Annotated in this window: 22 protein-coding genes, 1 tRNA gene and 1 pseudogene; 10 read left to right on the top strand and 14 right to left on the bottom strand. The window is 64.8% G+C overall.

Annotated elements, in window-relative coordinates:
- Window positions 1–300: pseudogene (locus Q8R73_RS09095) on the bottom strand (UDP-glucose 6-dehydrogenase); the annotation flags it as partial.
- 267 nt (window positions 301–567) lie between these two features.
- Here Q8R73_RS09095 and Q8R73_RS09090 point away from each other — a divergent pair.
- On the top strand, window positions 568–1,653 hold the full coding sequence (locus Q8R73_RS09090) for an acyltransferase family protein (RefSeq protein ID WP_371126064.1): 1,086 nt from the start codon (window positions 568–570) through the stop codon (window positions 1,651–1,653).
- 36 nt (window positions 1,654–1,689) lie between these two features.
- On the opposite strand, the gene Q8R73_RS09085 is transcribed toward Q8R73_RS09090, so the two are convergent.
- Window positions 1,690–2,283, bottom strand: coding sequence for a hypothetical protein (locus Q8R73_RS09085; protein WP_305719210.1), 594 nt, complete (start codon window positions 2,281–2,283; stop codon window positions 1,690–1,692).
- Window positions 2,284–2,432: 149 nt separating this feature from the next.
- On the opposite strand from Q8R73_RS09085, the gene polA reads away from it, so the two are divergent.
- Together polA and Q8R73_RS09075 are read left to right on the top strand one after the other, a co-directional pair.
- A complete protein-coding gene (polA, locus tag Q8R73_RS09080; RefSeq protein ID WP_305719209.1) occupies window positions 2,433–5,483 on the top strand; it encodes a DNA polymerase I in 3,051 nt (1,016 codons plus the stop codon).
- Between the two features lie 244 nt (window positions 5,484–5,727).
- Window positions 5,728–6,363 (top strand): LysE family translocator, encoded by a 636-nt coding sequence (locus Q8R73_RS09075; RefSeq protein WP_305719208.1) that lies wholly within the window; start codon window positions 5,728–5,730, stop codon window positions 6,361–6,363.
- A 36-nt stretch (window positions 6,364–6,399) separates the two neighbouring features.
- On the opposite strand, the gene Q8R73_RS09070 is transcribed toward Q8R73_RS09075, so the two are convergent.
- Window positions 6,400–7,770 (bottom strand): MFS transporter, encoded by a 1,371-nt coding sequence (locus tag Q8R73_RS09070; RefSeq protein WP_305719207.1) that lies wholly within the window; start codon window positions 7,768–7,770, stop codon window positions 6,400–6,402.
- Between the two features lie 91 nt (window positions 7,771–7,861).
- On the opposite strand from Q8R73_RS09070, the gene Q8R73_RS09065 reads away from it, so the two are divergent.
- Window positions 7,862–8,161 (top strand): GIY-YIG nuclease family protein, encoded by a 300-nt coding sequence (locus Q8R73_RS09065; protein WP_305719206.1) that lies wholly within the window; start codon window positions 7,862–7,864, stop codon window positions 8,159–8,161.
- A gap of 192 nt (window positions 8,162–8,353) precedes the next feature.
- Here Q8R73_RS09065 and Q8R73_RS09060 read toward each other — a convergent pair whose 3' ends face one another.
- Window positions 8,354–9,562 (bottom strand): DNA recombination protein RmuC, encoded by a 1,209-nt coding sequence (locus Q8R73_RS09060; protein ID WP_305719205.1) that lies wholly within the window; start codon window positions 9,560–9,562, stop codon window positions 8,354–8,356.
- A gap of 188 nt (window positions 9,563–9,750) precedes the next feature.
- Here Q8R73_RS09060 and def point away from each other — a divergent pair, with 188 nt between their 5' ends.
- From def to truA, 3 genes are all read left to right on the top strand, one after another.
- Window positions 9,751–10,278: a peptide deformylase gene (gene def, locus Q8R73_RS09055; RefSeq protein ID WP_305719204.1), complete on the top strand. Its 528-nt coding sequence runs from the start codon at window positions 9,751–9,753 to the stop codon at window positions 10,276–10,278.
- A gap of 136 nt (window positions 10,279–10,414) precedes the next feature.
- On the top strand, window positions 10,415–11,347 hold the full coding sequence (gene fmt, locus Q8R73_RS09050; RefSeq protein WP_305719203.1) for a methionyl-tRNA formyltransferase: 933 nt from the start codon (window positions 10,415–10,417) through the stop codon (window positions 11,345–11,347).
- Window positions 11,348–11,480: 133 nt separating this feature from the next.
- Window positions 11,481–12,218, top strand: a complete 738-nt coding sequence (gene truA, locus Q8R73_RS09045) for a tRNA pseudouridine(38-40) synthase TruA (RefSeq protein WP_305719202.1) — start codon at window positions 11,481–11,483, stop codon at window positions 12,216–12,218.
- A gap of 110 nt (window positions 12,219–12,328) precedes the next feature.
- Here truA and dapE read toward each other — a convergent pair whose 3' ends face one another.
- The 10 genes from dapE to rpmH all read right to left on the bottom strand — a co-directional run bounded on the left by dapE (window position 12,329) and on the right by rpmH (window position 21,142).
- Window positions 12,329–13,492 (bottom strand): succinyl-diaminopimelate desuccinylase, encoded by a 1,164-nt coding sequence (gene dapE / locus Q8R73_RS09040; protein ID WP_305719201.1) that lies wholly within the window; start codon window positions 13,490–13,492, stop codon window positions 12,329–12,331.
- Between the two features lie 3 nt (window positions 13,493–13,495).
- Window positions 13,496–14,341: a 2,3,4,5-tetrahydropyridine-2,6-dicarboxylate N-succinyltransferase gene (gene dapD, locus Q8R73_RS09035; protein WP_305719200.1), complete on the bottom strand. Its 846-nt coding sequence runs from the start codon at window positions 14,339–14,341 to the stop codon at window positions 13,496–13,498.
- A 198-nt stretch (window positions 14,342–14,539) separates the two neighbouring features.
- A complete protein-coding gene (locus Q8R73_RS09030; RefSeq protein ID WP_305719199.1) occupies window positions 14,540–15,226 on the bottom strand; it encodes a pyrimidine 5'-nucleotidase in 687 nt (228 codons plus the stop codon).
- Window positions 15,227–15,396: 170 nt separating this feature from the next.
- Window positions 15,397–16,395: a DUF1036 domain-containing protein gene (locus tag Q8R73_RS09025; RefSeq protein ID WP_305719198.1), complete on the bottom strand. Its 999-nt coding sequence runs from the start codon at window positions 16,393–16,395 to the stop codon at window positions 15,397–15,399.
- 65 nt (window positions 16,396–16,460) lie between these two features.
- Complete coding sequence (gene argB / locus Q8R73_RS09020) at window positions 16,461–17,357, bottom strand: acetylglutamate kinase (RefSeq protein ID WP_305719197.1); 897 nt, start codon at window positions 17,355–17,357, stop codon at window positions 16,461–16,463.
- A gap of 143 nt (window positions 17,358–17,500) precedes the next feature.
- Window positions 17,501–17,878: a DUF423 domain-containing protein gene (locus tag Q8R73_RS09015; protein WP_305719196.1), complete on the bottom strand. Its 378-nt coding sequence runs from the start codon at window positions 17,876–17,878 to the stop codon at window positions 17,501–17,503.
- The gene (yihA, locus tag Q8R73_RS09010; protein WP_305719195.1) at window positions 17,878–18,528 is read right to left on the bottom strand and encodes a ribosome biogenesis GTP-binding protein YihA/YsxC; all 651 of its coding nucleotides are present in this window, start codon (window positions 18,526–18,528) and stop codon (window positions 17,878–17,880) included. Before yihA ends, Q8R73_RS09015 begins: the two co-directional genes overlap by 1 nt.
- Window positions 18,529–18,655: 127 nt before the next feature.
- Window positions 18,656–20,527 carry a membrane protein insertase YidC gene (gene yidC / locus Q8R73_RS09005; protein WP_305719194.1) on the bottom strand — a complete coding sequence of 624 codons (1,872 nt, stop codon included), beginning with the start codon at window positions 20,525–20,527 and terminating at the stop codon, window positions 18,656–18,658.
- 18 nt (window positions 20,528–20,545) lie between these two features.
- Window positions 20,546–20,983, bottom strand: coding sequence for a ribonuclease P protein component (gene rnpA, locus Q8R73_RS09000; RefSeq protein ID WP_305719193.1), 438 nt, complete (start codon window positions 20,981–20,983; stop codon window positions 20,546–20,548).
- Window positions 20,984–21,007: 24 nt separating this feature from the next.
- A complete protein-coding gene (rpmH, locus tag Q8R73_RS08995; protein ID WP_011471298.1) occupies window positions 21,008–21,142 on the bottom strand; it encodes a 50S ribosomal protein L34 in 135 nt (44 codons plus the stop codon).
- 372 nt (window positions 21,143–21,514) lie between these two features.
- Here rpmH and Q8R73_RS08990 point away from each other — a divergent pair, with 372 nt between their 5' ends.
- The 3 genes from Q8R73_RS08990 to Q8R73_RS08980 all read left to right on the top strand — a co-directional run bounded on the left by Q8R73_RS08990 (window position 21,515) and on the right by Q8R73_RS08980 (window position 23,798).
- Window positions 21,515–22,999 carry a sensor histidine kinase gene (locus Q8R73_RS08990; RefSeq protein WP_371126063.1) on the top strand — a complete coding sequence of 495 codons (1,485 nt, stop codon included), beginning with the start codon at window positions 21,515–21,517 and terminating at the stop codon, window positions 22,997–22,999.
- Window positions 23,000–23,269: 270 nt separating this feature from the next.
- Window positions 23,270–23,346: transfer RNA gene (locus tag Q8R73_RS08985), tRNA-Arg, on the top strand.
- Window positions 23,347–23,447: 101 nt separating this feature from the next.
- Window positions 23,448–23,798 (top strand): hypothetical protein, encoded by a 351-nt coding sequence (locus Q8R73_RS08980; protein ID WP_305719192.1) that lies wholly within the window; start codon window positions 23,448–23,450, stop codon window positions 23,796–23,798.
- The last annotated feature ends 28 nt before the right edge of the window (window positions 23,799–23,826 follow it).

Here is a 23,826-nt window from a genome sequence, read left to right as displayed (position 1 = left end):
GACGTAGCTCAGGTCGGCATGACCGTCGCCGCGCCGCGACGGCGTGCCGACCGCGATGAACACCGCGTCGGCCGCGGCGACCGGTGCGGCGAGTTCGGTGGTGAAATCCAGCCGGCCGGCCTTCACATTGGCGGCGACCAGGGCATCGAGTCCGGGCTCGAAAATCGGGATCTCGCCGCGGCGGAGGCTGGCGATCTTGTCGACATCCTTGTCGACGCAGGTGACCTGGTGGCCGAAATCCGCGAAACAGGCGCCGGACACCAGTCCCACATAGCCGGTGCCGATCATGGCAATGCGCATGTAATATCCAAATCGTCATGGTTAACGAAGCATAAAGACGGCAGGTGCGGCTTCACGCGCAAAGCCGCGTAGCGCGTCTCCCCGCCAGGGCCATTGCCCGGGTCTTAGAGCATTTTCCCATGACAAGGAAAACCCGCCCGGATGCAGCCCGAAACCCGCCAAGGGAGGTCACATCGGCGCGAGAACGGCACATTCCTTGAAGGGAATAAGGCAATTGAAACCTTGCAGCCCGAATATGACGCTCATCCGCGCCGAAAAGGGACACCGATGACACCAAACGGCACAACCGCCGTTGCCGAGCGTTCCATGGCTGCGGGGCGGCCGGGGCCGCTTGCCCCCGGGCGGATCGACTGGGTCGACTATGCCAAGGGCATCTGTATCGTCATGGTGGTGATGATGCATTCGGTGCTGGGGGTCGAGGCCGCCACCGGCCAGACCGGCTTCATGCATTTTCTGGTCGCCTTCGCCAAACCGTTCCGGATGCCGGATTTCTTCCTGATCTCCGGGCTGTTCCTGGCGGTCGTGATCGACCGCGACTGGCGCACCTATCTCGACCGCAAGGTGGTGCACTTTGCCTATTTCTATCTGCTGTGGGTGACCATCCAGTTCGGCTTCAAGGCGCCGTCCTTTGCCGCCGGGAGCGGCTGGGCGCATGTCGGGCTGATGTATCTGCAATCCTTCATCGAGCCGTTCGGCACGCTGTGGTTCATCTATCTGCTGCCGATCTGCTTCGTCGTCTGCAAGGCGACGCGCCGGATGCCGCCGCTGCTGATCTGGTCCGTGGCGGCGCTGCTGGAGACGGCGCACATCTCGACCGGCTGGACCGTGATCGACGAGTTTGCCGCGCGTTTCGTCTATTTCTATTCCGGCTACTGGCTCGCGGGCCATGTGTTCGCCTGGTCAGGCCAGGTACGGGCGAGTCCCGGCTGGTCGCTGGCGGGCCTGGCGCTGTGGGCGCTGGTCAATGGCGGCCTGGTCGAACTGGGTGTCAGCGAATGGCCGCTGGTCTCGCTGGCGCTGGGGCTCGCCGGCGCGCTGGCCATCGTCACCATGGCCACGCTGCTGGCGCGGATGCGGTGGCTCAACATCCTGCGCTATTGCGGCGAGCATTCCATCGTCATCTACCTCGCCTTTTTCCTGCCGATGGCGGCGACGCGCACCCTGCTGCTGCAGACCGGGCTGATCCACGACATCGGGACCATCTCGCTCATCGTCACGGTGGCCGGCGTGGTCGGCGCGATCGCGATCTGGCGGGCGGCCCTTGCGGCCGGCGCGAATTTCCTGTTCGAACGCCCGGCCGCGTTCTGGATCGTGCCGAAGAAGACCCAGGCCACGCTGCAGCCGGCGGAGTAGGCCGCGCACCCGCGCCTTGCGCGGGTGACGACCAAACTAACCTGCCCCCTCGATCTTCACGCCATCCTTCATCCCGGCCAGCCTGCCGCGAAACGCCTCCGCGTCGCCGAAATCCGCAAAGCCCTGGTAATGCGGGTGCGGACCCAGCACGCGGCGGGCGTGCTTGATCGGACACCAGTAGACTTCGGTGCGCGCCGCCACCTCGCGTATAAACGCGATCGCGCCGTTGGCGTAGGAGCAATAGGCGCAGTTGATCTTCTCGATGATGTTGAGATAGGCGAGATGGTGGCGGTCGAATACCAGATAGTCGCGGCGCCGCACTTTTGGAATTTTGTAGATCGGAAAGCAGATCGCCTGGTAGGCCATCACCCAGAGGTCGACCAGCGCGATCGGGATGACCAGCGAATAGATCAACGGCGCGCTCAGGATCATCAGCGGGTTGGCTTCGATGAGATAGCGTGTCGCGCGCGTCTTGAGTTCGCGGTGGATCCGCAGCACCTCCCGCTCGAACACGATCCGGCGGTTTTCAAGGTGGAAGCGCAATTCCTCCCGCCGCTTCGCCAGTTCGACCTCGATTTCGGCCTGAACCTCCCGCAGCTTCCCCATCAGTTCGTCGAGCTGCGCGGTCATGATTGGTCCTTCCGGTCGTGCCGAGACCGCAGGGGCTCATGAAAGGGACGCCGACGCAACCGATTCGGAGCAACGGGGACTGCGAAAAATCCCGGCCCATCGCGGGCTCGGAGGCTGTCATTCCGCGCAAAAATCCCTAAGTTGCCGCCATGCCGAAAACATCCGAAAAAGCCGCCGCCAAACCCGTCGCCGTCAAGGCCAAAGCCCTCTCCAGGGGCGACCATGTCTTTCTGGTCGACGGTTCCTCCTATATTTTCCGCGCCTATCACGCGCTGCCGCCGCTGAACCGAAAGTCCGACGGTTTGCAGGTCAATGCCGTGCTCGGCTTCTGCAACATGCTGTGGAAGCTGTTGCGCGACATGCCCGAGGACAACCGGCCGACCCATCTCGCCATCATCTTCGACAAGTCCGAAATCACGTTCCGCAACAAGCTCTATCCCGACTACAAGGCGCACCGGCCGCCGGCGCCCGACGATCTGATCCCGCAATTCGCGCTGATCCGCGAAGCGGTGCGGGCGTTCGATCTGCCCTGCCTCGAGCAAGGCGGTTTCGAGGCCGACGATCTGATCGCGACCTACGCCCGCGAGGCGGGCGAGCGCGGCGCCACCGCCACCATCGTCTCTTCCGACAAGGACCTGATGCAGCTCGTCACCGACAAGGTGACCATGTACGACACCATGAAGGACCGCCGCATCGGCATTGCCGAAGTGATCGAGAAGTTCGGCGTGCCGCCGGAGAAGGTGGTCGAGGTGCAGGCGCTGGCCGGCGATTCCACCGACAACGTGCCGGGCGTCCCCGGCATCGGCGTCAAGACCGCAGCGCAACTGATCGTCGAATATGGCGACCTGGAAACGCTGCTGGCGCGCGCCGGCGAGATCAAGCAGCCGAAGCGCCGCGAGGCATTGATCGAGAACGCCGGCAAGGCGCGGATCTCGCGGCAGCTGGTGCTGCTCGACGACAAGGTCAAGCTGGACGTGCCGCTCGACGAACTCGCGGTGCACGAGCCGGACGCGCGCAAGCTGATTTCCTTCCTGAAGGCGATGGAATTTTCCACCCTGACGCGCCGTGTCGCCGAATATTCGCAGATCGACCCGTCGGACGTGGAAGCGGACGACAGGAACAGCAGCGGTGCCAGCGGCAAGTCCGCCGGTTCGTCGCCTCCGCCGCGCGCGGCCGGCGACGACCTTTTCGGACATCAGGACGCGCCCGCCCCGTCCGCTTCCGCGAGTGGAAAAGCCGGCGCCCCCGGCGCGGGCAGAAGCCCGGGCAGGGCCGAACCATCCAACGTCATCCTCACGCCCCAGGCGCTCGCCGCCGCGCGCGCCGAGGCGGCACGGAAGACGCCGATCGACCGCAACAAATACGTCACCGTCCGCACCCTCGACGAACTCAACGGCTGGATCGCGCGGGCGCGCGATGCGGGCCATTTCGCCATCGAGGCGAAAGCCACCTCGATCGATCCGATGCAGGCCGAGATGTGCGGCATCGCGCTGGCGCTGGCGCCGAACGACGCCTGCTACATCCCGCTCGCCCACAAGCAGTCCGGCGACGGCTCCGGCCTGTTCGCGGCGGGTCTTGCGCCCGACCAGATCAAGGCCGCCGACGCCATCGAGGCGCTGCGGCCGCTGCTTGAATCCGCGGGAATTCTCAAGATCGGCTTCAACATCAAGTTCAACGCCGTGCTGCTGGCGCAGCATGGCGTCACCCTGCGCAACCATGACGACGCGCAGCTGATGTCGTATGCGCTCGACGCCGGGCGCAATTCGCATGCGCTGGATGCGCTGGCCGAAAGCCGGCTCGGCCACGCCGTCATCAGCCACGGCGAACTGACCGGCAGCGGCAAGGCCAGGCTGACCTTCGATCAGGTCGCGATCGACAAGGCCACCGCCTATTCGGCCGAGGATGCGGACGTGATCCTGCGGCTGTGGAGCGTGCTGAAGCCGCGCCTGACCGCCGAGCACATGACCGCGGTCTACGAAACGCTGGAGCGGCCGCTGATCTCGGTGCTGGCGCGGATGGAGCGGCGCGGCATCTCGATCGACCGCCAGGTGCTGTCAAGACTGTCGGCGGATTTCGCCCAGACCGCAGCAAGGGTGGAGTCCGAGATCCAGGAGATTGCCGGCGAACCGGTCAATGTCGGCAGCCCGAAGCAGATCGGCGACATCCTGTTCGGCAAGATGGGCCTTCCCGGCGGCAGCAAGACCAAGACCGGGGCATGGTCGACCACGGCGCAGGTGCTCGATGAGCTCGCCGAGCAGGGCCACGATCTGCCGAAGAAGATCCTGGAATGGCGGCAGGTTTCGAAGCTGAAATCGACCTATACCGACGCGCTGCCGACCTACGTGCATCCGCAGACCCATCGCGTCCACACCACCTACGCGCTGGCCGCGACCACCACGGGGCGGCTGTCGTCCAACGAGCCGAATCTGCAGAACATTCCGGTGCGCACCGAGGATGGCCGGAAAATCCGCCGCGCCTTCATTGCCGCACCGGGCCACAAGCTGGTGTCGGCAGACTATTCGCAGATCGAACTGCGGCTGCTCGCGGAGATCGCCGACATTGCCGTGCTGAAGCAGGCATTCAGGGACGGGCTCGACATCCACGCCATGACGGCGTCGGAGATGTTCGGCGTGCCGATCAAGGACATGCCGAGCGAAGTCCGCCGCCGCGCCAAGGCGATCAATTTCGGCATCATCTACGGCATCTCGGCGTTCGGCCTCGCCAACCAGCTCGGCATCGCCCGCGAGGAAGCCTCCGCCTACATCAAGAAATATTTCGAGCGATTCCCGGGCATCCGCGCCTACATGGATTCGACCCGGGATTTCTGCCGCACGCACGGCTATGTCGAAACGCTGTTCGGCCGGAAGTGCCATTATCCCGATATCAAGGCCTCCAACGCCTCGATCCGCGCCTTCAACGAGCGCGCCGCCATCAACGCCCGGCTGCAGGGCACCGCCGCCGACATCATCCGCCGCGCCATGACCCGGATCGAGGAAGCCCTCGCCGAGAAAAAACTCTCGGCGCAGATGCTGCTGCAGGTGCACGACGAACTGATCTTCGAAGTGCCCGACGACGAGGTCGCCGCGACCATTCCGGTGGTGCAGCACACCATGCAGGACGCGCCGTTCCCGGCGGTGCTGCTCTCGGTGCCGCTGCATGTCGACGCGCGGGCGGCGAACAACTGGGACGAGGCGCATTGAGCGGCTGCTGTCGCCTGGCCCGGCCGTCCCAATCGAGGGAGCGCGGCGAGGTCCCTGAAACGTCATTGCGAGGAGCTCTTGCGACGAACAATCCATTCTTTCTTTGCATCGACAGATGGATTGCTCAATGACGGCGGTTGGCGATGACTTCGCCCCAACCGAATTGCTCTCGGTGCAATTTACAAAATGACACGGCGGCCCGGCGCGCGCTAGGGAATGCGCGCGTCACCCCGCGAGGCTCGCCATGCCCCACTTATCGTCACTGCTCGGTTTTGCGCTGGTCTCGCTCGGCATGGTGCTGACGCCGGGGCCGAACATGATCTATTTGATCTCGCGTTCGATCACGCAGGGCCCTGTCGCCGGACTGATCTCGCTCGGCGGTGTCGCGCTCGGCTTCGTGTTCTACATGCTGTGCGCGGCGTTCGGCATCACGGCGCTGCTGTTCGCGGTGCCCTATGCCTATGACGCGCTGCGGCTCGCTGGCGCGGCCTATCTGTTGTGGCTGGCATGGCAGGCGCTGAAGCCGAACGGACGCTCGCCGTTTCAGGTGAAGAAGCTCGCGGCCGACGGGCCGCGCAGGCTGTTGGCGATGGGCCTGTTCACCAACCTGCTCAATCCCAAGGTCGCCATGCTGTATCTGGCGCTGCTGCCGCAGTTCATCGATCCTGCCAAGGGCAGCGTGCTGACCCAGTCGCTGGCGCTCGGCTTTACCCAGATCGCGATCAGCGTCAGCGTCAACGCCCTGATCGCGCTGGCCGCCGGTTCGATCGCGCTGTTTCTCGGCACCAGGCCCCTGTGGCTGTTGCTGCAGCGCTGGTTGATGGGCACCGTGCTGGCCGGGCTCGCGGTGAAGATGGCGCTGGAAACGAGGCGGGCGTAGGAGGCGAGGTCGCCGCCGCCGATCCAGGCCGCGCGGTCAAACCCGCACCGGGCCCAATTCATCGAAATGTCCGCGCCGCTGCAGCCACGCCAGCAGGATCAGGCTCGGCACCGCGACCCCGACGGAAATCACGAAGAACAGCGGCCAGCCCGTCGCCTCGGCGACATATCCCGAGCCGGAGGACAGATAGGTCCGCCCGACCGCGGCAAGCGCCGTGAGCAGCGCGTATTGGGTGGCGGTATGCAGCGGATTCTGGCACAGCGCCGAGAGATAGGCGACGAAGATCACGGTGCCGATCGCGCCGGTGAAATTTTCCGCCGTGATGGCGACGGCCAGCGCCCATTGATTGACGCCGACAAAGGCCAGCCAGCAGAACGCCAGGTTGGAGAGCGCCTGCAGCAGGCCGCCGATCCACAGGCTGGCGGCCAGCGAATAGCGCCGCGCCATATAGCCGCCGGCAAAACCGCCGACCAGGGTGGCGGCGAGACCCACGCCCTTGACGATGGCGGCGTAATCGTTGCGGGTGAAGCCGAGGTCGATCACGAACGGCGCGGTCATGACACCGGAAAAGGCATCGGTGAGCTTGTAGAGCACGACGAACGCGAGCGCCGCCCAGGCGTATTTGCGGGCAAGGAATTCGGAGAACGCGCCCATGGCCGCATGCATGACGCGTGAGAACGCGGCTTCGCCGCGCGTCGCCGCCTCCGCGCGCGCGGATTGTTCCGGCTCGGTGGCGGCCAGCGCGGTGATGGTGCCGATCAGCACCATCGCCGCCATCGCCACATAGCCCCACATCCACGCCGAGGAGCGCCCGATGCCGGTGTCCTCGAACGCGCTGACCAGGAACAGCACGCCGGCGGTCGAGACCAGCATGCCGATCCGGTAGGCCGCGACGTAGGACGCCATGCCGGCGGCCTGCTCGCTCTCGGGCAGGCTCTCGACCCGGAACGCGTCGACCACGATGTCCTGGGTCGCCGACATCGCGGCGACCAGCAGCGCGCCGAGCGCCACGAACAGCGGCGAGCGCGCCGGGTCGGTGAGCGCCAGCAGCAGGATCGCGCCGATCAGCAGCAGCTGCGAAAACACCAGCCAGCCCCGCCGTCGCCCGAAGGCGCGGCTGAAGAGCGGCACATGCAGCGCATCCACCAGCGGCGCCCAGATGAATTTCAGCGTGTAGGGCGTGCCGACCAGCGCGAACAGGCCGATGGTGCCGAGATCGACGCCGGATTCGCGCATCCACACCAGCAGCGTCGATCCCGACAGCGCCAGCGGCAGTCCGGAGGAGAAACCGAGAAGCAGCACGATCAGCACGCGCGGCTGCAGATACACCGCCCACGCCTCGCGCCAGGAGACGCGAGGAGTGGGGACGATCGATGGCTTGGGCAGGCTGTCGGGTGCGCTGGTCATGGCGCAGTGCTAGCAGATTCGGGAAGGTGAAATAATGATGATATTGTCATCGCCCCGCTCGACCGGGCGACCCAGTATCCAGAGACGGCAGATGGGTGCTCGCAGCTTCTACGTCTACATTCTTGCCAGTCGCATCGGCGGCACACTCTACATCGGCGTGACCAACGACCTCATTCGTCGGGTGTACGAGCATAAAATCGGCGCTGCCGAGAGTTTCACCAAAGATCATCACGTCAATCGGCTGGTCTATTTCGAATGCTTCGAGGACATCGAAGCTGCCATTCATCGTGAGAAGCGGCTGAAGAAATGGACGCGAGCCTGGAAGATTGCGTTGATCGAAAAGGACAATCCGGATTGGATGGATCTTTATCCCGAAATCGCCGGGGGATGAACACGCTTGTGCTTGATAGCGGTCGTTTCCGATAGCCACAAACAACCAAAGCTGTCGTCCTCCGCGAAAGCGGGGGACCCAGTATTCCAGAGGCGTTTGAGTTCAAACGAGAAGCTCCGGCGTACTGGGTCGCCCGATCAAGTCGGGCGATGACAACGGTATATGTCGCGGTAATTTCGTCAAAGCCGCAGCCTACTCCCCCGCCTGCAGCTTGCGGGACAGCGGGAACAGTTCGGCGGTGGCCGGCCTGGCGATCTGCGGCGTTTCGGCGGCGGCGTCGGTCTTGCTGAAATCCAGTTCCTCGATCCGGCCGGCGCGTTTTTCGATCTTGTCGGCGGAGATCAGGATCTGGCGGACGTCCTCGTTGACGTCGCCGAAGTGCTTCTGCAGCTTCAGCACGCGGTCGCGCAGCCGGTTGAGGTCGTCGCCGAGGTTGAGCACCTCGGTGCGGATCTGGTCGGCGGCGTCGCGCATCCGCGCGTCCTTCAGGATCTGCTGCATCACCTGGATCGCCAGCATCAGCAGCGACGGCGACACCAGCACGACGCGAGCGCGGTAGGCCTTCTGGATCACGTCGTCGAAACCGTCGTGGATTTCGGCATAGACCGATTCCGACGGCACGAACATCAGCGCGGTGTCCTGGGTCTCGCCTGCGATCAGGTATTTTTCCGCGATGTCGCTGACATGCTTCATGACGTCGGCGCGCAGCCGCTGCGTGGCGTATTTCTTTTCCTCGTCGGTGCGCGCGTCATGCAGCGCGGTCATCGCCTCCAGCGGAAATTTGGCGTCGATGCAGAGCGGACGCTGGTCGGGCAGGAACACCACGCAATCGGGCCGCTTGCCGGAGGAGAGCGTGTACTGGAATTCGTAGGCGCCCTTCGGCATGCCGTCCTGCACGATGGCTTCCATCCGCGCCTGGCCGAACGCACCGCGCGATTGCTTGTTGGAAAGCACGTCGCGCAAGGTGGTGACCTGCGAGGTCAGGTCGGTCAGGTTCTTGTGCGCATTGTCGATGATGCCGAGCCGCTCGTGCAGCACGCGCAAGCTGTCCATGGTGTTGCGGGTGGTCGCTTCCATCGACTGGCCGACCCGGTGGGTCACCGAATCCAGCCGCTCGTTGACCGCACGCGCCATGTCGGCCTGGCGGCCGGCCAGCGCCTGGCCCATCTCGTGGACCCGGCCGGTGGCCTCGCTCTGGGCGCGCAGCATCTCGCTGACGCGTTCCTCCAGCTCGTCGGCGCGGATGGCCTGCGCCATCGCCATCGCCGCCCCGCGGCTGCCGGAACGCGCGATGATGATGGCAATGGTCAGCAACAGCACCAGCGCCAGCGCGCCGAAAGCGAGCAGCGCCTCGCCGGTATGGATCGGCAGGTCGCCGATGATGAAAAGGACCTCGTTCATGCAGCCCTTGTAGCCGATTCGCCGGCATAGGCGAACGAAGAGGGAACATTTATGGTTAATACCGGCTTAATTTTCGTGGTTAATTCCGTCTGAAGATTCATGGTTAGCGCGCGGTTAACGGGCGCGTACGGCGCATTGACCGGGACGGAACGGCGGCTTAAATCGCCCGCAACGCCACAAGAGAAACCATGGCTCTCAGAGAAATCATCATCCTGCCGGACAAGCAGTTGCGGCTGGTCTCCAAACCCGTCGAAAAGGTCACCGCGGAGATCCGCCGGCTGGCCGACGACATGCTGGAGACCATGTACGACGCGCCCGGGATTGGGCTGGCGGCGATCCAGGTCGCGCAGCCGCTGCGGCTGATCACGATGGATCTCGCCAAGAAGAACGAGGACGGCGAGACCACGCCGCGGCCGCGGGTCTTCATCAACCCGGAAATCGTGTCGTCGTCGGAGGAGTTCTCGGTCTACGAGGAAGGCTGCCTGTCGATCCCCGAATATTACGAGGAGGTCGAGCGGCCGGCGCAGGTGCGCATCCGCTTTACCGATCTCGACGGCAAGGTGCACGACGAAGACGCCGACGGCCTGTTCGCCACCTGCATCCAGCACGAGATCGACCATCTCAACGGCGTGCTGTTCGTGGACTATCTGTCGAAGCTGAAGCGCGACCGCGTGCTGAAGAAATTTGCCAAGGCCGCCAAGCGGGCGGCGGAGTAGGACTTACACTTCTCCTCGTCATGGCCGGGCTTGACCCGGCCATCCACGCCTTCGCGTCAGCAGAAAGACGTGGATGCCCGGCCCAAGGCCGGGCATGACGAACCCCTAAATCGGCTGCCTCGGGAAATAACTTTTCATGCCGCTCCGCCTGATCTTCATGGGCACGCCCGACTTCGCGGTGCCGACGCTGCTGGAACTGGTCGCCCATGGCCACGAGGTCGCGGCGGTCTATACCCGCGCGGCCAAACCCGCCGGGCGCGGCATGAAGCTGCAACCGAGCCCGGTCGAGCAGGAAGCGCGGCGGCTCGGCATTCCCGTCTTGACGCCCGCCACCCTGAAGACGCCGGAAGCGCTGGAGCAATTCAGTTCTCATCAGGCCGATGCCGCCGTCGTCGTCGCCTATGGCATGATCCTGCCAAAAGCCATTCTCGATACGCCGCCGCTCGGCTGCTTCAATTTGCACGGCTCGCTGCTGCCGCGCTGGCGCGGGGCGGCGCCGATCAACCGGGCCATCATGGCGGGCGATGCCGAGAGCGGCGTGATGGTGATGAAGATGGACGTCGGCCTCGACACCGGCGATGTCGCGATGGCCGAGCGGCTGGCCATTACCGATGCCATGACGGCGGCCGATCTCCACGACGCGCTGGCGCCGCTCGGGGCCGACCTGATGGTGCGGGCGATGGGCGCGCTGGAGCGCGGCCGGCTGCAACTGACCAGGCAGAGCGAGGAGGGCGTGACCTACGCCGCCAAGATCGAAAAGGCCGAGGCGCGGATCGGCTGGAACCGCCCCGCGCGCGAGGTGCTGCGCCACATTCACGGGCTGTCGCCGTTTCCCGGGGCCTGGTGCGAGATGGCGATCGAGGGCGGGCAGGTCCGGGTCAAGATCCTGCGCTGCGAACTGGCCAGCGGGACGGGTGCGCCGGGCGATCTCATCGATGACCGGCTGACGATTGCCTGCCAGGACGGCGCGATCCGGATTCTCGACCTGCAGCGCGCCGGCGCCAGGCCGATGAAGGCGAGTGAATTTCTGCGCGGCACGCCGCTGACGCCGCCGCTGCGGCTGGCCTAGATTGTCCTACGGCCCCCACGCGTCATACGCGGGCTTGACCCGCGTATCCATCTATCTTCACAAGACTTCTGCGAAGATGATGGATGGCCGGGTCAAGCCCGGCCATGACGACAGATAGATCGCTAACGCACCCATGCCCCGCTACAGGCTCATCATCGAATATGACGGCGCGCCGTTCTGCGGCTGGCAGCTGCAGGACAATGGTGCGTCGGTGCAGGGCGCGCTGGAAGACGCGGTCAAGGCGATCTGCGGCGAACGGGTTCGGGTCCATGGCGCCGGGCGCACCGACGCCGGAGTGCATGCGCTGGGACAGGTCGCGCATTGCGACATCGCCAAACATTTCGTGCCCGGCCGCTTTCGCGACGGGCTGAACGCGCATTTGCGGCCGCATCCGATCGGCGTGCTGTCAGCGGATATCGTGCCCGACAGTTTCGAGGCGCGTTTCTCGGCGAGGAAACGCCATTATATCTACCGCATCTCCAATCGCCGGGCCAACCTCGCGCTGGACATCGGCAAGGTCTGGCGGCTGCCGCGGCCGCTCGACAGCGATGCGATGCATGAGGCGGCGCAGCGGCTGGTCGGCAAGTTCGACTTCACCACCTTCCGCGATACCGAATGCCAGGCCAAATCGCCGGAGAAGACGCTGGACCAGCTCGACGTGGTGAGAGACGGCGACGCCGTCAACATTGTCACCTCGGCGCGCTCGTTCCTGCACAGCCAGGTGCGCTCGATGGTGGGCTCGCTGGTCTGGGTCGGCGAAGGTCGCTGGAACGCCGACGATTTGCAAAAGGCGCTCGATGCGAAAAGCCGCGCCGCCTGCGGCCCGGTCGCGCCGCCGGACGGGCTGTATCTGGTGCGGGTGGATTATTAGTTTCTGCCGTCATTCCGGGGCGCGCGTAGCGCGAACCCGGAATCTCACTCAATCGGTCGAGATTCCGGGTCCACGCGAAGGCGCGTGTCCCGGAATGACGACTCGCTAATTCACCCAAAATACCGCTCCAGCACGCCGCGATAGACCCTGGTCAGCTTTTCGAGGTCCGACACCGGCGTGCGCTCGTCGACCTGGTGCATGGTCTGGCCGACCAGGCCGAATTCGATCACCGGGCAGTAGCTTGCAATGAACCGCGCGTCCGAGGTGCCGCCGCTCGTGCTCAGTTCCGGTTTGCGGCCGGTGACTTCCTCGATCGCGGCGACCGCAAGATCGGTGAAGGGCCCGGGCTTGGTGACGAACACGTTGGAGTTCGACGGCTCCCACACGATGCGGGCGCGGATCCGGTTGCCGCAGGCTTTTTCCAGCCGCTGCTCGACGAGCTGGCGCAGGGTTTCCTGGGTGTGCAGATCGTTGAAGCGGATGTTGAACTTGGCCCGCGCCTGTCCGGGGATCACGTTGCCGGCCTTGTTGCCGACATCGACCGAGGTGAATTCGAGGTTGGAGGCCTGGAACTGGGCGCTGCCATGATCCAGCGGCTCGTCGCTGAGCGCCACGATCAGCCGCGAAATATCCGGCACCGGGTTCGCCGCGCGGTGCGGGTAGGCGACGTGGCCCTGGATGCCATCGACATACAGCATGCCATGCAGGGAGCCGCGGCGGCCGATCTTGATGCAGTCGCCGAGCACGTCGACGTTGGAGGGTTCGCCAAGCACGCAATGGTCGAATTTCTCGCCGCGCGCCGCCGCCCATTGCAGCAGTTTTATCGTCCCGTTGACGGAGATGTCCTCCTCGTCGCCGGTGATCAGGAACGAGATCGATCCCTTTGGTTTTCCACCATGGGCGGCGAGATATTCCAGCACCGCGGCGACGCTGCAGGCGATGCCGCCCTTCATGTCGACGGCGCCGCGTCCGTACAGAAAGCCGTCCTTGACGTCGCCCGAGAACGCGCCGTGGGTCCAGGCGCTCTCGTCGCCCGGCGGCACCACGTCGGTGTGCCCGGCAAAGGTGATGTGCGGCGCCGAGGTGCCGATGCGGGCATAGAGATTGTCGATATCGGCGGTGCCGGGCTCGCCGAAGGTGACGCGGTGCACCTCGAAGCCTGCGGCTTTCAAAATGGCTTCGAGCACACCGAGCGCGCCGGCGTCGGCGGGGGTGACCGAGGGGCAGCGCAACAGGTCGCGGGCGATGGAAAGTGCGGAGAGGGCATCGGTCATGCCCTAGTCCCGCAGCAGCTCGTTGATGCTGGTCTTGGCACGGGTGCGCTCATCGACCCGCTTGACGATCACGGCGCAGGCGGTGGACGGGCCGGGCTGGCCGTTCTTCAAGGGACGGGCCGGCAGGTTGCCGGGCACCACCACGGCATATTCCGGCACTTCGCCGACAAAGATCTCGCCGGTGTCGCGGTCGACGATCTTGGTGGAGGCGCCAAGAAACACGCCCATCGACAGCACCGCGCCCTTGCGCACGATGACGCCTTCGGCGACCTCCGAGCGCGCGCCGATGAAGCAGTCGTCCTCGATGATGACGGGCTCCGCCTGCAGCGGCTCCAGCACGCCGCCGATGCCGACGCCGCCGGAAATGTGCACGCGCTTGCCGATCTGGGCGCAGGAGCCGACCGTCGACCAGGTGTCGATCATGGTGGATTCATCGACATAGGCGCCGAGATTGACGAAGGACGGCATCAGCACCACGTTCCTGGCGATGAAGGCGGAGCGGCGGACGATGGCGCCCGGCACCGCGCGAAACCCGGCGTCGCGAAACCGGTTCTCGCCCCAGCCGTCGAATTTCGACGGCACCTTGTCCCACCATGAGGCCTGGCCGGGGCCGCCGGAAATCGGGCTCATATCGTTGAGGCGGAACGACAGCAGCACCGCCTTCTTCAGCCACTGGTTGACCTTCCACTTGCCGCTGGCCTCGCGCTCGGCAACCCGGGCCTCGCCCTTGTCGAGCAGCTCCAGCGCGGAATCGACGGCGTCGCGGACCTCGCCCCTGGTCGCGGTCGAGACGCTGTCGCGGGCATCGAACGCGGTGTTGACGGTGGCTTCGAGGGAGGCGAGAGACATCGGGGATTCCTTGGGACGCGCGGGATTGTTCTGATGGCGATAGAGGCTTTTGTCGGAATTTGGCGAAGGAGAGTCAAGACTCGTAGCCCGGATGGAGCGCAGCGCAATCCGGGAAAATGCCACCACTTGCGGGAAAGTCCCGGATTTCGCTGCGCTCCATCCGGGCTACGGGCTCGCGCCGACCCGTTGGCGGGGTGACTAAACCATCTTCTGCAAGAACCCGGTCAGATCGTCCGTGACATGATCGACATGGGCGGCGTCGCGGCCTTCCAGCTCCCAGTCCTCGCGCACCACTTCCTGCGAGCCGTCGGGCACCACCAGCACGGTGGTCATGCCGAGCTGGTGCGGCACCACGAGGTTGCGCGCCAGATCCTCGAACATCGCCGCAGTCGAGGGGGTCACGCCGTGATCCCTCAGGAATTTCTGGTAGGTCTGCGGCGCCGGCTTCGGCTCGAGTTCGGCGGCGATGATGTCGAACACCGCCTCGAAATGATCGCCGATGCCGAGCCGCGCCAGCACCGCGGACGCATGGTCGGTGGAGCCGTTGGTCAGGATCAGCTTGCGGCCGGGAAGCCTGGCGATCGCGGCACCCATCGTGGGGTTCGGCTCGAGCGGCGAATGGTCGATCCGGTGCACATAGGCGAGATAGTCGTCGGCCCGCACGCCGTGCTCGGTCATCATGCCGCGCATGGTGGTGCCGTAGCGGCGGTAGTAATCCTTCTGGACCGCGCGGGCTTCCTCCCGCGTGATCTTCAGCCAGTCGCTGACGAACTCCCCGATCCGCGCATCGACCTGCTGCCACAGATTGACGTGATGCGGGTACAGCGTGTTGTCGAGATCGAACACCCAGGTGTCGATGTCGGTGAAGGGGCGGGGTGTTTTCATTTCTCTCATCCCGTCGTCCCCGCGAACGCGGGGACCCATACGCCGTGTCGGCTATCGTGAGCACGGTGCGAGTTACGCGCGATTGTCGCGAGCATTTGCGGACTCCAATTGGGGCCGGTGGCTATGGGTCCCCGCGTTCGCGGGGACGACGAGAAGAAGTGGACGCTCCATCATGGCAACGCGAAGCGCAGCGTCTTGCCGCCGCCCGACATGTCGACGGCGGCAAAGCCGTTCACATTGAGGCCGCGGTTGCCGCAATCGTTCTGCTCGTTGATCTCGAACTTGCTCTCGCGGGTGCAAAGCTGCGTGGCGCCGCCCCAGTTCAGCGGCCGGTCCCTGAATTTCAGCGCGCGGTTCTCGCCGTCGACCGCCTCGGCGAAACTGAAGATCTGCCTGGGCTGGCCCGAGACGTCGGGATGCAGGCATTTGCCGGGATCGATCCGGTACCAGCCGCGGCTGGTCACGGTCTTGCCGTCGTCGGTGCCGACCGCGGCCATGATCTTGTGCGGCGTGTCGTTGCACCAGGTCAGCCCGGTAGAGGATGGCGATTGCACCGCGTCGATCATGGTGGCGAAGAATTTCGGCGATTGCACCACTTCGGGCGCGAGCCCGCGGCTTTTCAGGAATGCCGCCAATGCTCCCTGCGTCTTGGGGCCGTCGACGCCGTCGATCGGCGCCGCATCGTAGCCCGCGATCACCAGCAGGCGCTGAATGGCGGCGAGTCTGGCCTGTTCATCGTCATATTCGCTGCCTTCGGCCAGATATGCCACCAGATGGCCGTCGTCGGTCCGGGTCGGATGGATCTGGGTGAACGGCGCCGGGGTCTGTCCGGCGCGGCACTGGCGGGCCGCGGCGATGACGAAGTTTTCCGGCGCGATGCAGAGCGTATCGTTGCCGCTCTGCGGCACCGGCGACGAGCCGTAGACGCCGAGCGCGCGCGCATTGAGCAGGATGCGGTCGGCGGTCAGCGTGCCCTGCGCGACGACGCGGCAGGTCGCCGGATCGATCCGGAACCAGCCGCGGGTCGCGGTGGCCGCCTTGTCATCAATGCCGATCGCGACCTCGACCACATAGCTCATGCGGTTGCAGAGTTTCAGATCGGCATAGGCGGGAGCCGACGAAAACAGAAAGGACACCACCGCCGCCGGCAGCGCGGAGGCGGTGCGCAACCAGGATCGCCGCGCCGCTGCGCGGAAACGGCGCGGCCATGGCGGGAGCGGGGCGAGGGTGGAGGTCACTTGTGGATCAGCGTGCCGGTGCCCTGGTTGGTGAACAGTTCGAGCAGCACGGCGTGCGGGGCCTTGCCATCGATGATGACGACGCCCTCGACGCCCTGCTCGAGCGAGTAGATGCAGGTTTCGACCTTCGGGATCATGCCGCCGGAAATGGTGCCGTCGGCGATCAGTTTTCGCGCGTCCTTCACCGACAGTTCCGGAATCAGCCTCTTCGACTTGTCGAGCACCCCGGGGACGTCGGTCAGCAGCAGCAGCCGCTTGGCCTTCAGCGCGCCGGCTACCGCGCCGGCAAAAGTATCGGCATTGACGTTGAAGGTCTGTCCCGAGGCCGATGTCGCCAGCGGCGCCAGCACCGGGATCAGTTCATGGCCGATCAGCTGGTTCAGCAGCGTCAGGTCGACCTTCTCGGGTTCGCCGACGAAGCCGAGATCGACCACCCTTTCGATATGCGAATCCGGATCGACCATGGTGCGGGTCGCCTTCGACGCCGTCACCATGTTGCCGTCCTTGCCGCACAGGCCGACCGCCTTGCCGCCGGCCTCGTTGATGTAGCCGACCAGCGTCTTGTTGATCGAACCGGCCAGGACCATTTCGACGATTTCGATGGTGGCGGCATCGGTGATACGCAGGCCGGCGGCGAATTCGGACTGGATGCCGAGCCGCTTCAGCATGGTGGCGATCTGCGGCCCGCCGCCATGCACCACGACCGGATTGATGGCGGTCTGTTCCAGAAGGACGATGTCGCGGGCGAATGCCTTGGCGGTTTCCTCGGCGCCCATGGCATGGCCGCCATACTTGATGACGATGGTTTCCTCGTCATACTGCTGCATGTGCGGCAGCGCCTCGGACAGGATGCGGGCCTGATCGAGCGGACTGATATGCGGCGCGTCGTTCATGAAGCTGGTCTCGTCAGATTCGGGCTGGGCGGGTTCTTATCTGATTGGCGGGCGCGGCGCAAAGTGACGCTTATCGAATGCCGCCCCAGCCCGGTAGCCCGGATTTCGCTTCGCTCCATCCGGGCTACAAGCGCGATAACTTGTCAGGGACGCTTCGGCCATGCCGCCGCCACGGCGAGCGCCAGCCAGCTTGCGATCAGCAGCGCGCCGCCCGATGGCGCGGCAAAAGCAAACAGCCCGTGGCCGGCATAATGTCGCAGCGTCAGGTCGCCGGCGAACAGGGCGGTGGCGACGACAAAGCCCGAGGCGGCCAGGATTCCGATCCCGGAATGAATGGCGCCGCGCTCCGCCAGCGCTAACGTGCCCAGCACCGCTGCGGCGTGAAACAGCAGCATCGACGACGCCGAGGCCAGCCGTGCGGCATCGGGCTGGTGCGCGGCGACCGCCGCCAGGATGACGCCGTCGGCGCCCATCACGCCGGCCAGCACGATCAGGATACGAGCGAGGCGCGGAGCCATCATCAGCTCCGCTCGCCGAGCAGACGCACCATGGCGGCGCGCAATTCCGGCATTCCGGCGCCGGTGCGCGAGGACGTCACCAGGATTTCCGGAAAGGCAGCGGGATGTTTTGCCAGCGCCGCCCTGACGTCGGCGACGCGTTGCTCGAGTTCGGCGGGCTTGACCTGGTCGGCCTTGGTGAGCACGACCTGGTAGCTGACCGCCGACTTGTCGAGCGTGTTCAGCACGTCGAGATCGACCTCCTTGAGGCCGTGGCGGCCGTCGATCAGCACGTAGACCCGGGCGAGGCTGGCGCGGCCCTGCAGGAATTTGTGGATCAGCATGGTCCAGGACGCGACCTTGGCCTTCGGTGCGGAGGCGTAGCCGTAGCCGGGCATGTCGACCAGCCGGAACCCGGCATTGTCGGGGCCTTCGAAGAAGATCAGCTCCTGGGTGCGGCCCGGCGTATGCGAGGTCCGCGCCAGCGCGTTGCGCCCGGTCAGCGCATTGATCAGGCTGGATTTGCCGACATTGGAGCGGCCGGCAAACGCGACCTCGACGCCCGCCATCGGCGGCAGCGTCTCGATCGAGGGCGAGGCCCAGATGAAGTGCCATTCGCCGGCGAACAGCTTTCGGCCCAGCTCCACCAGCTTCGCATCGGATTCAGCGGTCATGCGAAGGGCTTCCGGTTGCGGTTCCTCATGGTGAGAAGGCGCTTCTTCAGCGCCGTCTCGAACCATGAGAGCCCCGATGGCTCATCCTTCGAGACGCGCGCTGGCGCGCGCTCCTCAGGATGAGGGCTCAGGTCTTTGTCTCGGCCTTCTTCGAAACGAACACGGCCTTGAGATTGTCCATCAGTTCCACCTTCACGCCGTTCTTGCGCATGATGTAGCTCTGCTGCAGCACCGAAAGCAGGTTGTTCCAGGCCCAGTAGATCACGAGACCCGCCGGGAACGAGGCCAGCATGAAGGTGAAGACCAGCGGCATCCAGTCGAAGATCATCTTCTGGGTCGGATCCGGCGGCGTCGGATTGAGCTTCATCTGGAACCACATCGTGATGCCCATGATGATCGGCCATACGCCCAGCATCAGGTACGGACCGATCCCCGGTCCTAGCGCCATCGGGTCCCACGGCAGCAGCCCGAACAGGTTGAAGATCGTGGTCGGATCGGGCGCCGACAGGTCCTTGATCCAGCCGTAGAACGGCGCGTGGCGCATTTCGATGGTGACGAACAGCACCTTGTAGAGCGCGAAGAACACAGGAATTTGCAACAGGACGGGAAGACAGCCGGCGACCGGGTTGATCTTCTCCTTCTTGTAGATCGCCATCATCTCCTGCTGCTGCTTCACCTTGTCGTCGGGAAAGCGCTCCTTCAGCGCGGCCAGCTGCGGCTGCACCGATTTCATCTTCGCCATCGAGGCGTAGGATTTGTTGGCGAGCGGGAAGAAGATCAGCTTCACCAGTACCGTCACCAGCAGGATGGCGACGCCGAAATTGCCGACCATGCGGAAGAAGAAGTCCAGCGCCACGAACATCGGCTTGGTGAGGAAGTGGAACCAGCCCCAGTCGATCAGCAGGTCAAAATGGTTGAGACCGAGCTGCTTGTTGTAGCCGTCGAGGCCGGCGAACGGGAAATTGATGCCGACCACGCCGGCTTCCTTGGCGCCGGCGAACAGCCGCGCGTTGGAAGAGCCGGTGCCGCCGATCGCGATGGTCTGCGCGTCCTGCAAATAGTCGGTCTGATAGGTGCGGATGCCGGCCACCAGATTGGACGAGAACCGCGCCTGCAACTGGGCGGTGGGCTCCGGCAGCAGCGCCGAGGCCCAGTATTTGTCGGTGATGCCGAGCCAGCCGTTGGTGACCTTGAAGGTCTTCACCTTGTCTTCGTCGATTTTCGAGTAGCTGTATTCCTGCAGGCCCTGGTCGCCGAGATAGCCGATCAGGCCTTCATGCAGGATGTAGAAGCCTTCGACCTTCGGGGTGCCGTGGCGCGAAATCAGCGAGAACGGATACAGCGTGACGGGCGCGCTGCTGACATTGGTGACGTCGTCCTTGACGGTGAAGAGATAGCGATCGTCGATCGAAATGGTGCGGCGGAAGGTGAGCCCCTCGCCATTGTCGTATTTCAGCGTCACCGGGCTGTTCGGCGCGAGGCTGCCGGAGTTCTCCTGCTGCCACAGCGTGTCCCGGTCGGGCAGCCGCACGGTGGAGCCTGCGGCGGCGACCCAGCCGAATTCCGCGTAATAGGGCGTCGGCGAGCCCGAAGGCGAGAACAGCACGATGGCGGGCGATTTGGGGTCGACGGTGGTGCGGTATTGCACCAGCGCCAGATCGTCGATGCGCGCGCCCTTCAGCGAAATGCTGCCGCTGACCCGCGGGGTTTCGATCTTGACGCGCGGCGCGGCCTGGATCGCGACGTCGCGGTTGACCACCACCGGCGCTGCGGCGGGCTGAACGGCCCCGGGCGTGGCGGGCGCGGGTGGCGCGCCGGCCTGCGGGGTGGCGGGAGCGCCGGGAGGGCTGCCGGGCGGCGGTGCCTGTTTCGCCTGTTCGAGCTGGGCCTGCTGCGCGCGCTGTTTTTCCATCTGCGGCATGTTGTAGAAATATTGCCAGCCGATCAGCACGAGGCCGGATAGAATGACGGCGAGGATGGTGTTGCGATTATCGGTCATCGTTCAAGGTCTCGTCATTCAATTCGGTTTGCGGCTGGCGCGAGATTCTTTATTCGACGCGTCGTCCTGACGCGAACCGGTGCCCGCTTCGCCTGAAAACGTTCTGGATGGTCTCGTCACGTGGTTCCTGGGCTGCCGCTCGAGGCGATCGAGCGCCGAACGGAGATCGTCGAGCATGGTGGCGAAGTCGCGGTTCAGTGCGGTACGACGGCCGACTAGCACATAATCACTGTGCGGTCGCATGGATATGACGTCCAGCCGCTTCACCAGCTCGCGCAGCCTGCGCCGGATGCGGTTGCGCTCGGTGGCGGTGCCGTTTTTCCTGGTAACGGTGAAACCGACCCGGATCGGGCCGTCATCTTCGCGCAGGCGGCTTTGCAGCACGAAGCCGGCGCTGTTGGCCCGCGCGCCATTGGCAACGGCGAGGAAGTCCGCCCGCTGCCTTAGCCGATCCATGATGAAATCCCCGGGAAGCCCGGCTCAGGCGCTCAGGCGCTTGCGACCGCGCGCGCGGCGCGCGGCGAGAACCTTGCGGCCGCCGACCGTGGCAAGGCGGGCGCGGAAGCCGTGGCGGCGCTTGCGCACCAGTTTGCTGGGTTGATAAGTCCGCTTCACGGGAAGTTCTCCGCTGACAATTGGCAGGCTAAGCCGGCAATTTGCCTGATAAATGAGGTAAGCCCGGTGATGTTGACCGGCCCGAACGGGCCGTTTCCGGCCCAATTTGAGCCGCCCCGGTCGAACCGGGCCATCGCGGACAGTTGGCGCGGCTTATACGGGAGCGACCTGTTTTCGTCAATGTTGCGACACGCCGCATCCCGGGTTCCTCGAAACGACGCAATTGGCCCGAATATATCTGGTTTCGCGGGGTTTTTGTCAGGTGCTGGCACGGTGTTTCCGGATCCGGGTTCTGCTGACATTAGCGATCCGTAATTTGACCGTTTGCACTGCAAAACGCATCCTCAACAGCAAGGCATCGGGGCCAAAATCGTGTCCGTGAGCGACCAGCAGCCAGCCAGTGAGACGCGGCGCCCCAATCCAGGGCTGCCGCGAAGGCTGGGCCTGTCCGGCAAACTGCTGCTGCTCACGATTCCGCTGATCATGATCGCGGGTATTCTGATCTATGTGCCCTCGATCGCCAATTTCCACATCAACCGGCTCAACGACCGGCTGGCGGCGGCCAACACCGCCGCGCTGGTGCTGGATGCCGCGCCGCTTGGCATGGTGCCGGATTCGCTGTCGCGGCAAATCCTCCGCAGCATCGGCGCGCGCGCGGTCGCCATCAAGATGGGACAGCAGCGCCGCATGCTGGCCAGCGCCGACCTGCCGCCGGCGATCGAACGCGACATCGATGTGCGCACCATGACGGTATGGTCGGGGATCATGGATTCCTTCGGGATCATGCTGGCAACCGGCAACCAGGCGATTCGGGTGATCGGCCCGGCGACCGGCGGCGGACAATTCATCGAGGTGGTGATCGATGAATTGCCGCTGCGGCAGGCGATGTACCGGTTTTCCCGCAATTTGCTGCTGGTCTCGCTGGCCATCGCGATGCTCACCGCGGGGCTGGTCTATTTCGCCCTGCATTTCATGTTCGTGCGGCCGATGCGGCGGCTGACCGCGAGCCTGGTCGGATTCCACGAAAACCCCGAAAGCTCGGCCTATATCATCGTCCCCAGCCAGCGCGGCGACGAGATCGGCGTCGCCGAACGCGAATTGTCCGACATGCAGCGCGATCTGGTCTCGATGCTGCATCAGAAGAGCCGGCTTGCTGCGCTCGGCCTCGCGGTTTCGAAGATCAACCACGATCTGCGCAACCTGCTGGCGTCCTCCCAACTGCTGTCGGACCAGCTCGCCAGCGTGCCCGATCCCAGGGTGCAGCGCTTCGCCCCCAAGCTGATGCGCTCGCTGGAGCGCGCCATCGCGTTCTGCCAGTCGACGCTGTCCTACGGCCGCGCCCAGGAGGCTCCCCCCGACCGCCGCATGATTCCGATCGAGCCCGTGGTCGCCGAAGTGCGCGAATCCGCAGGCCTCGCCACCGATGCGTCGGTGGCCTGGATCAGCGCGATCGAGCGCGGGCTGACGATCGACGCCGATCCCGACCATCTGTTTCGCGTGCTGCTCAATCTGGTGCGCAATGCGGCGCAGGCGCTGGAAAGCCGCCCGAAGGGTGACGCCGCCACCTTCCAGATCCGCATCACCGGCCGCCGCGAGGGTTCGGTTGCCATCATCGAGGTTTCCGACACCGGCCCCGGCGTTCCCGCCAGGGCCCGCGAACATCTGTTCGAGGCGTTCCAGACCTCGGGCCGCCCCGGCGGCAGCGGGCTCGGCCTCGCCATCGCCGCCGAACTGGTCCGCGCCCATGGCGGCGACATCCATCTGGTGGAAGGCACCATCGGCGCCACCTTCCGGATCGCGATCCCGGACCGCCCGGTGGAACTGCTCAGCGTCCGCAACGAGCGGGCAAGGGCGTAGGGGCCTGCCATTCCGGTGTTTCATCCGTCATTCCGGGGCGCGAGCATCGCGAGCGAACCCGGAATCCGGAGGAATCCGCACGAGATTCCGGGTTCATCGCTGCGCGATGCCCCGGAATGACGGGGAAATGCCCCGGTATTCACCATGGGATGCGGTGTTGCAGACCTTGCCAATCAGGGCCGGAGCGGGTAGCTAAAGCGCTCTTTCGCGACCTTCCGACCAATCCTCGGATGCATCCGGGTCTTGAGCCCAAAATGCCCAGCGAAAAACGCGCCCGTAGCTCAGCTGGATAGAGCACCAGACTACGAATCTGGGGGTCAGGAGTTCGAATCTCTTCGGGCGCGCCATCACCATCAGAAGTCCTTGGTTTCTGGGAATAACTTGATAGCTCAATGGCTTCGTCCTGCCGCACTGGTATCAAGCGGTGGGATCAACGATGCGTATTGGAATGGGTCTGATCGAGAACGAGCATGGTGTCTTCCATGTGCGCCGGAAGGTGCCAAAGGCGTTCGAAGTGGCTACCGCAAGAGCGATGGGCGTCCCCAAGGAGCGCGTCTCGTGGCTCGCCGGTCTGAAGACCCCGCCGTTCGCGGTGGTGCCACTAAGCGGTGACGCCGTTCAGCAAGGCGCGTCCATCGGTCCACAAGATCTGCTAGATGATGACGTTGAGCCGGAGGAGGCGAACAGCGGCAAAGAGACAGACACGGAAAGGCCGCTGACAATAGCTGAAGCAAAGTTACGCTTGGCGCATACTTACGGCGTTGAACCTTCAAACATCAGGATCATCGTCGAGGGCTGAGTTTGAAGGTGAGCTCACTAGGTCGACA

This window comes from Bradyrhizobium sp. (genome assembly GCF_030697065.1).
Lineage (GTDB): Bacteria > Pseudomonadota > Alphaproteobacteria > Rhizobiales > Xanthobacteraceae > Bradyrhizobium.
Note: the sequence above shows the minus strand (reverse complement) of the source record. Positions and strands in the feature narration are given on the sequence as shown.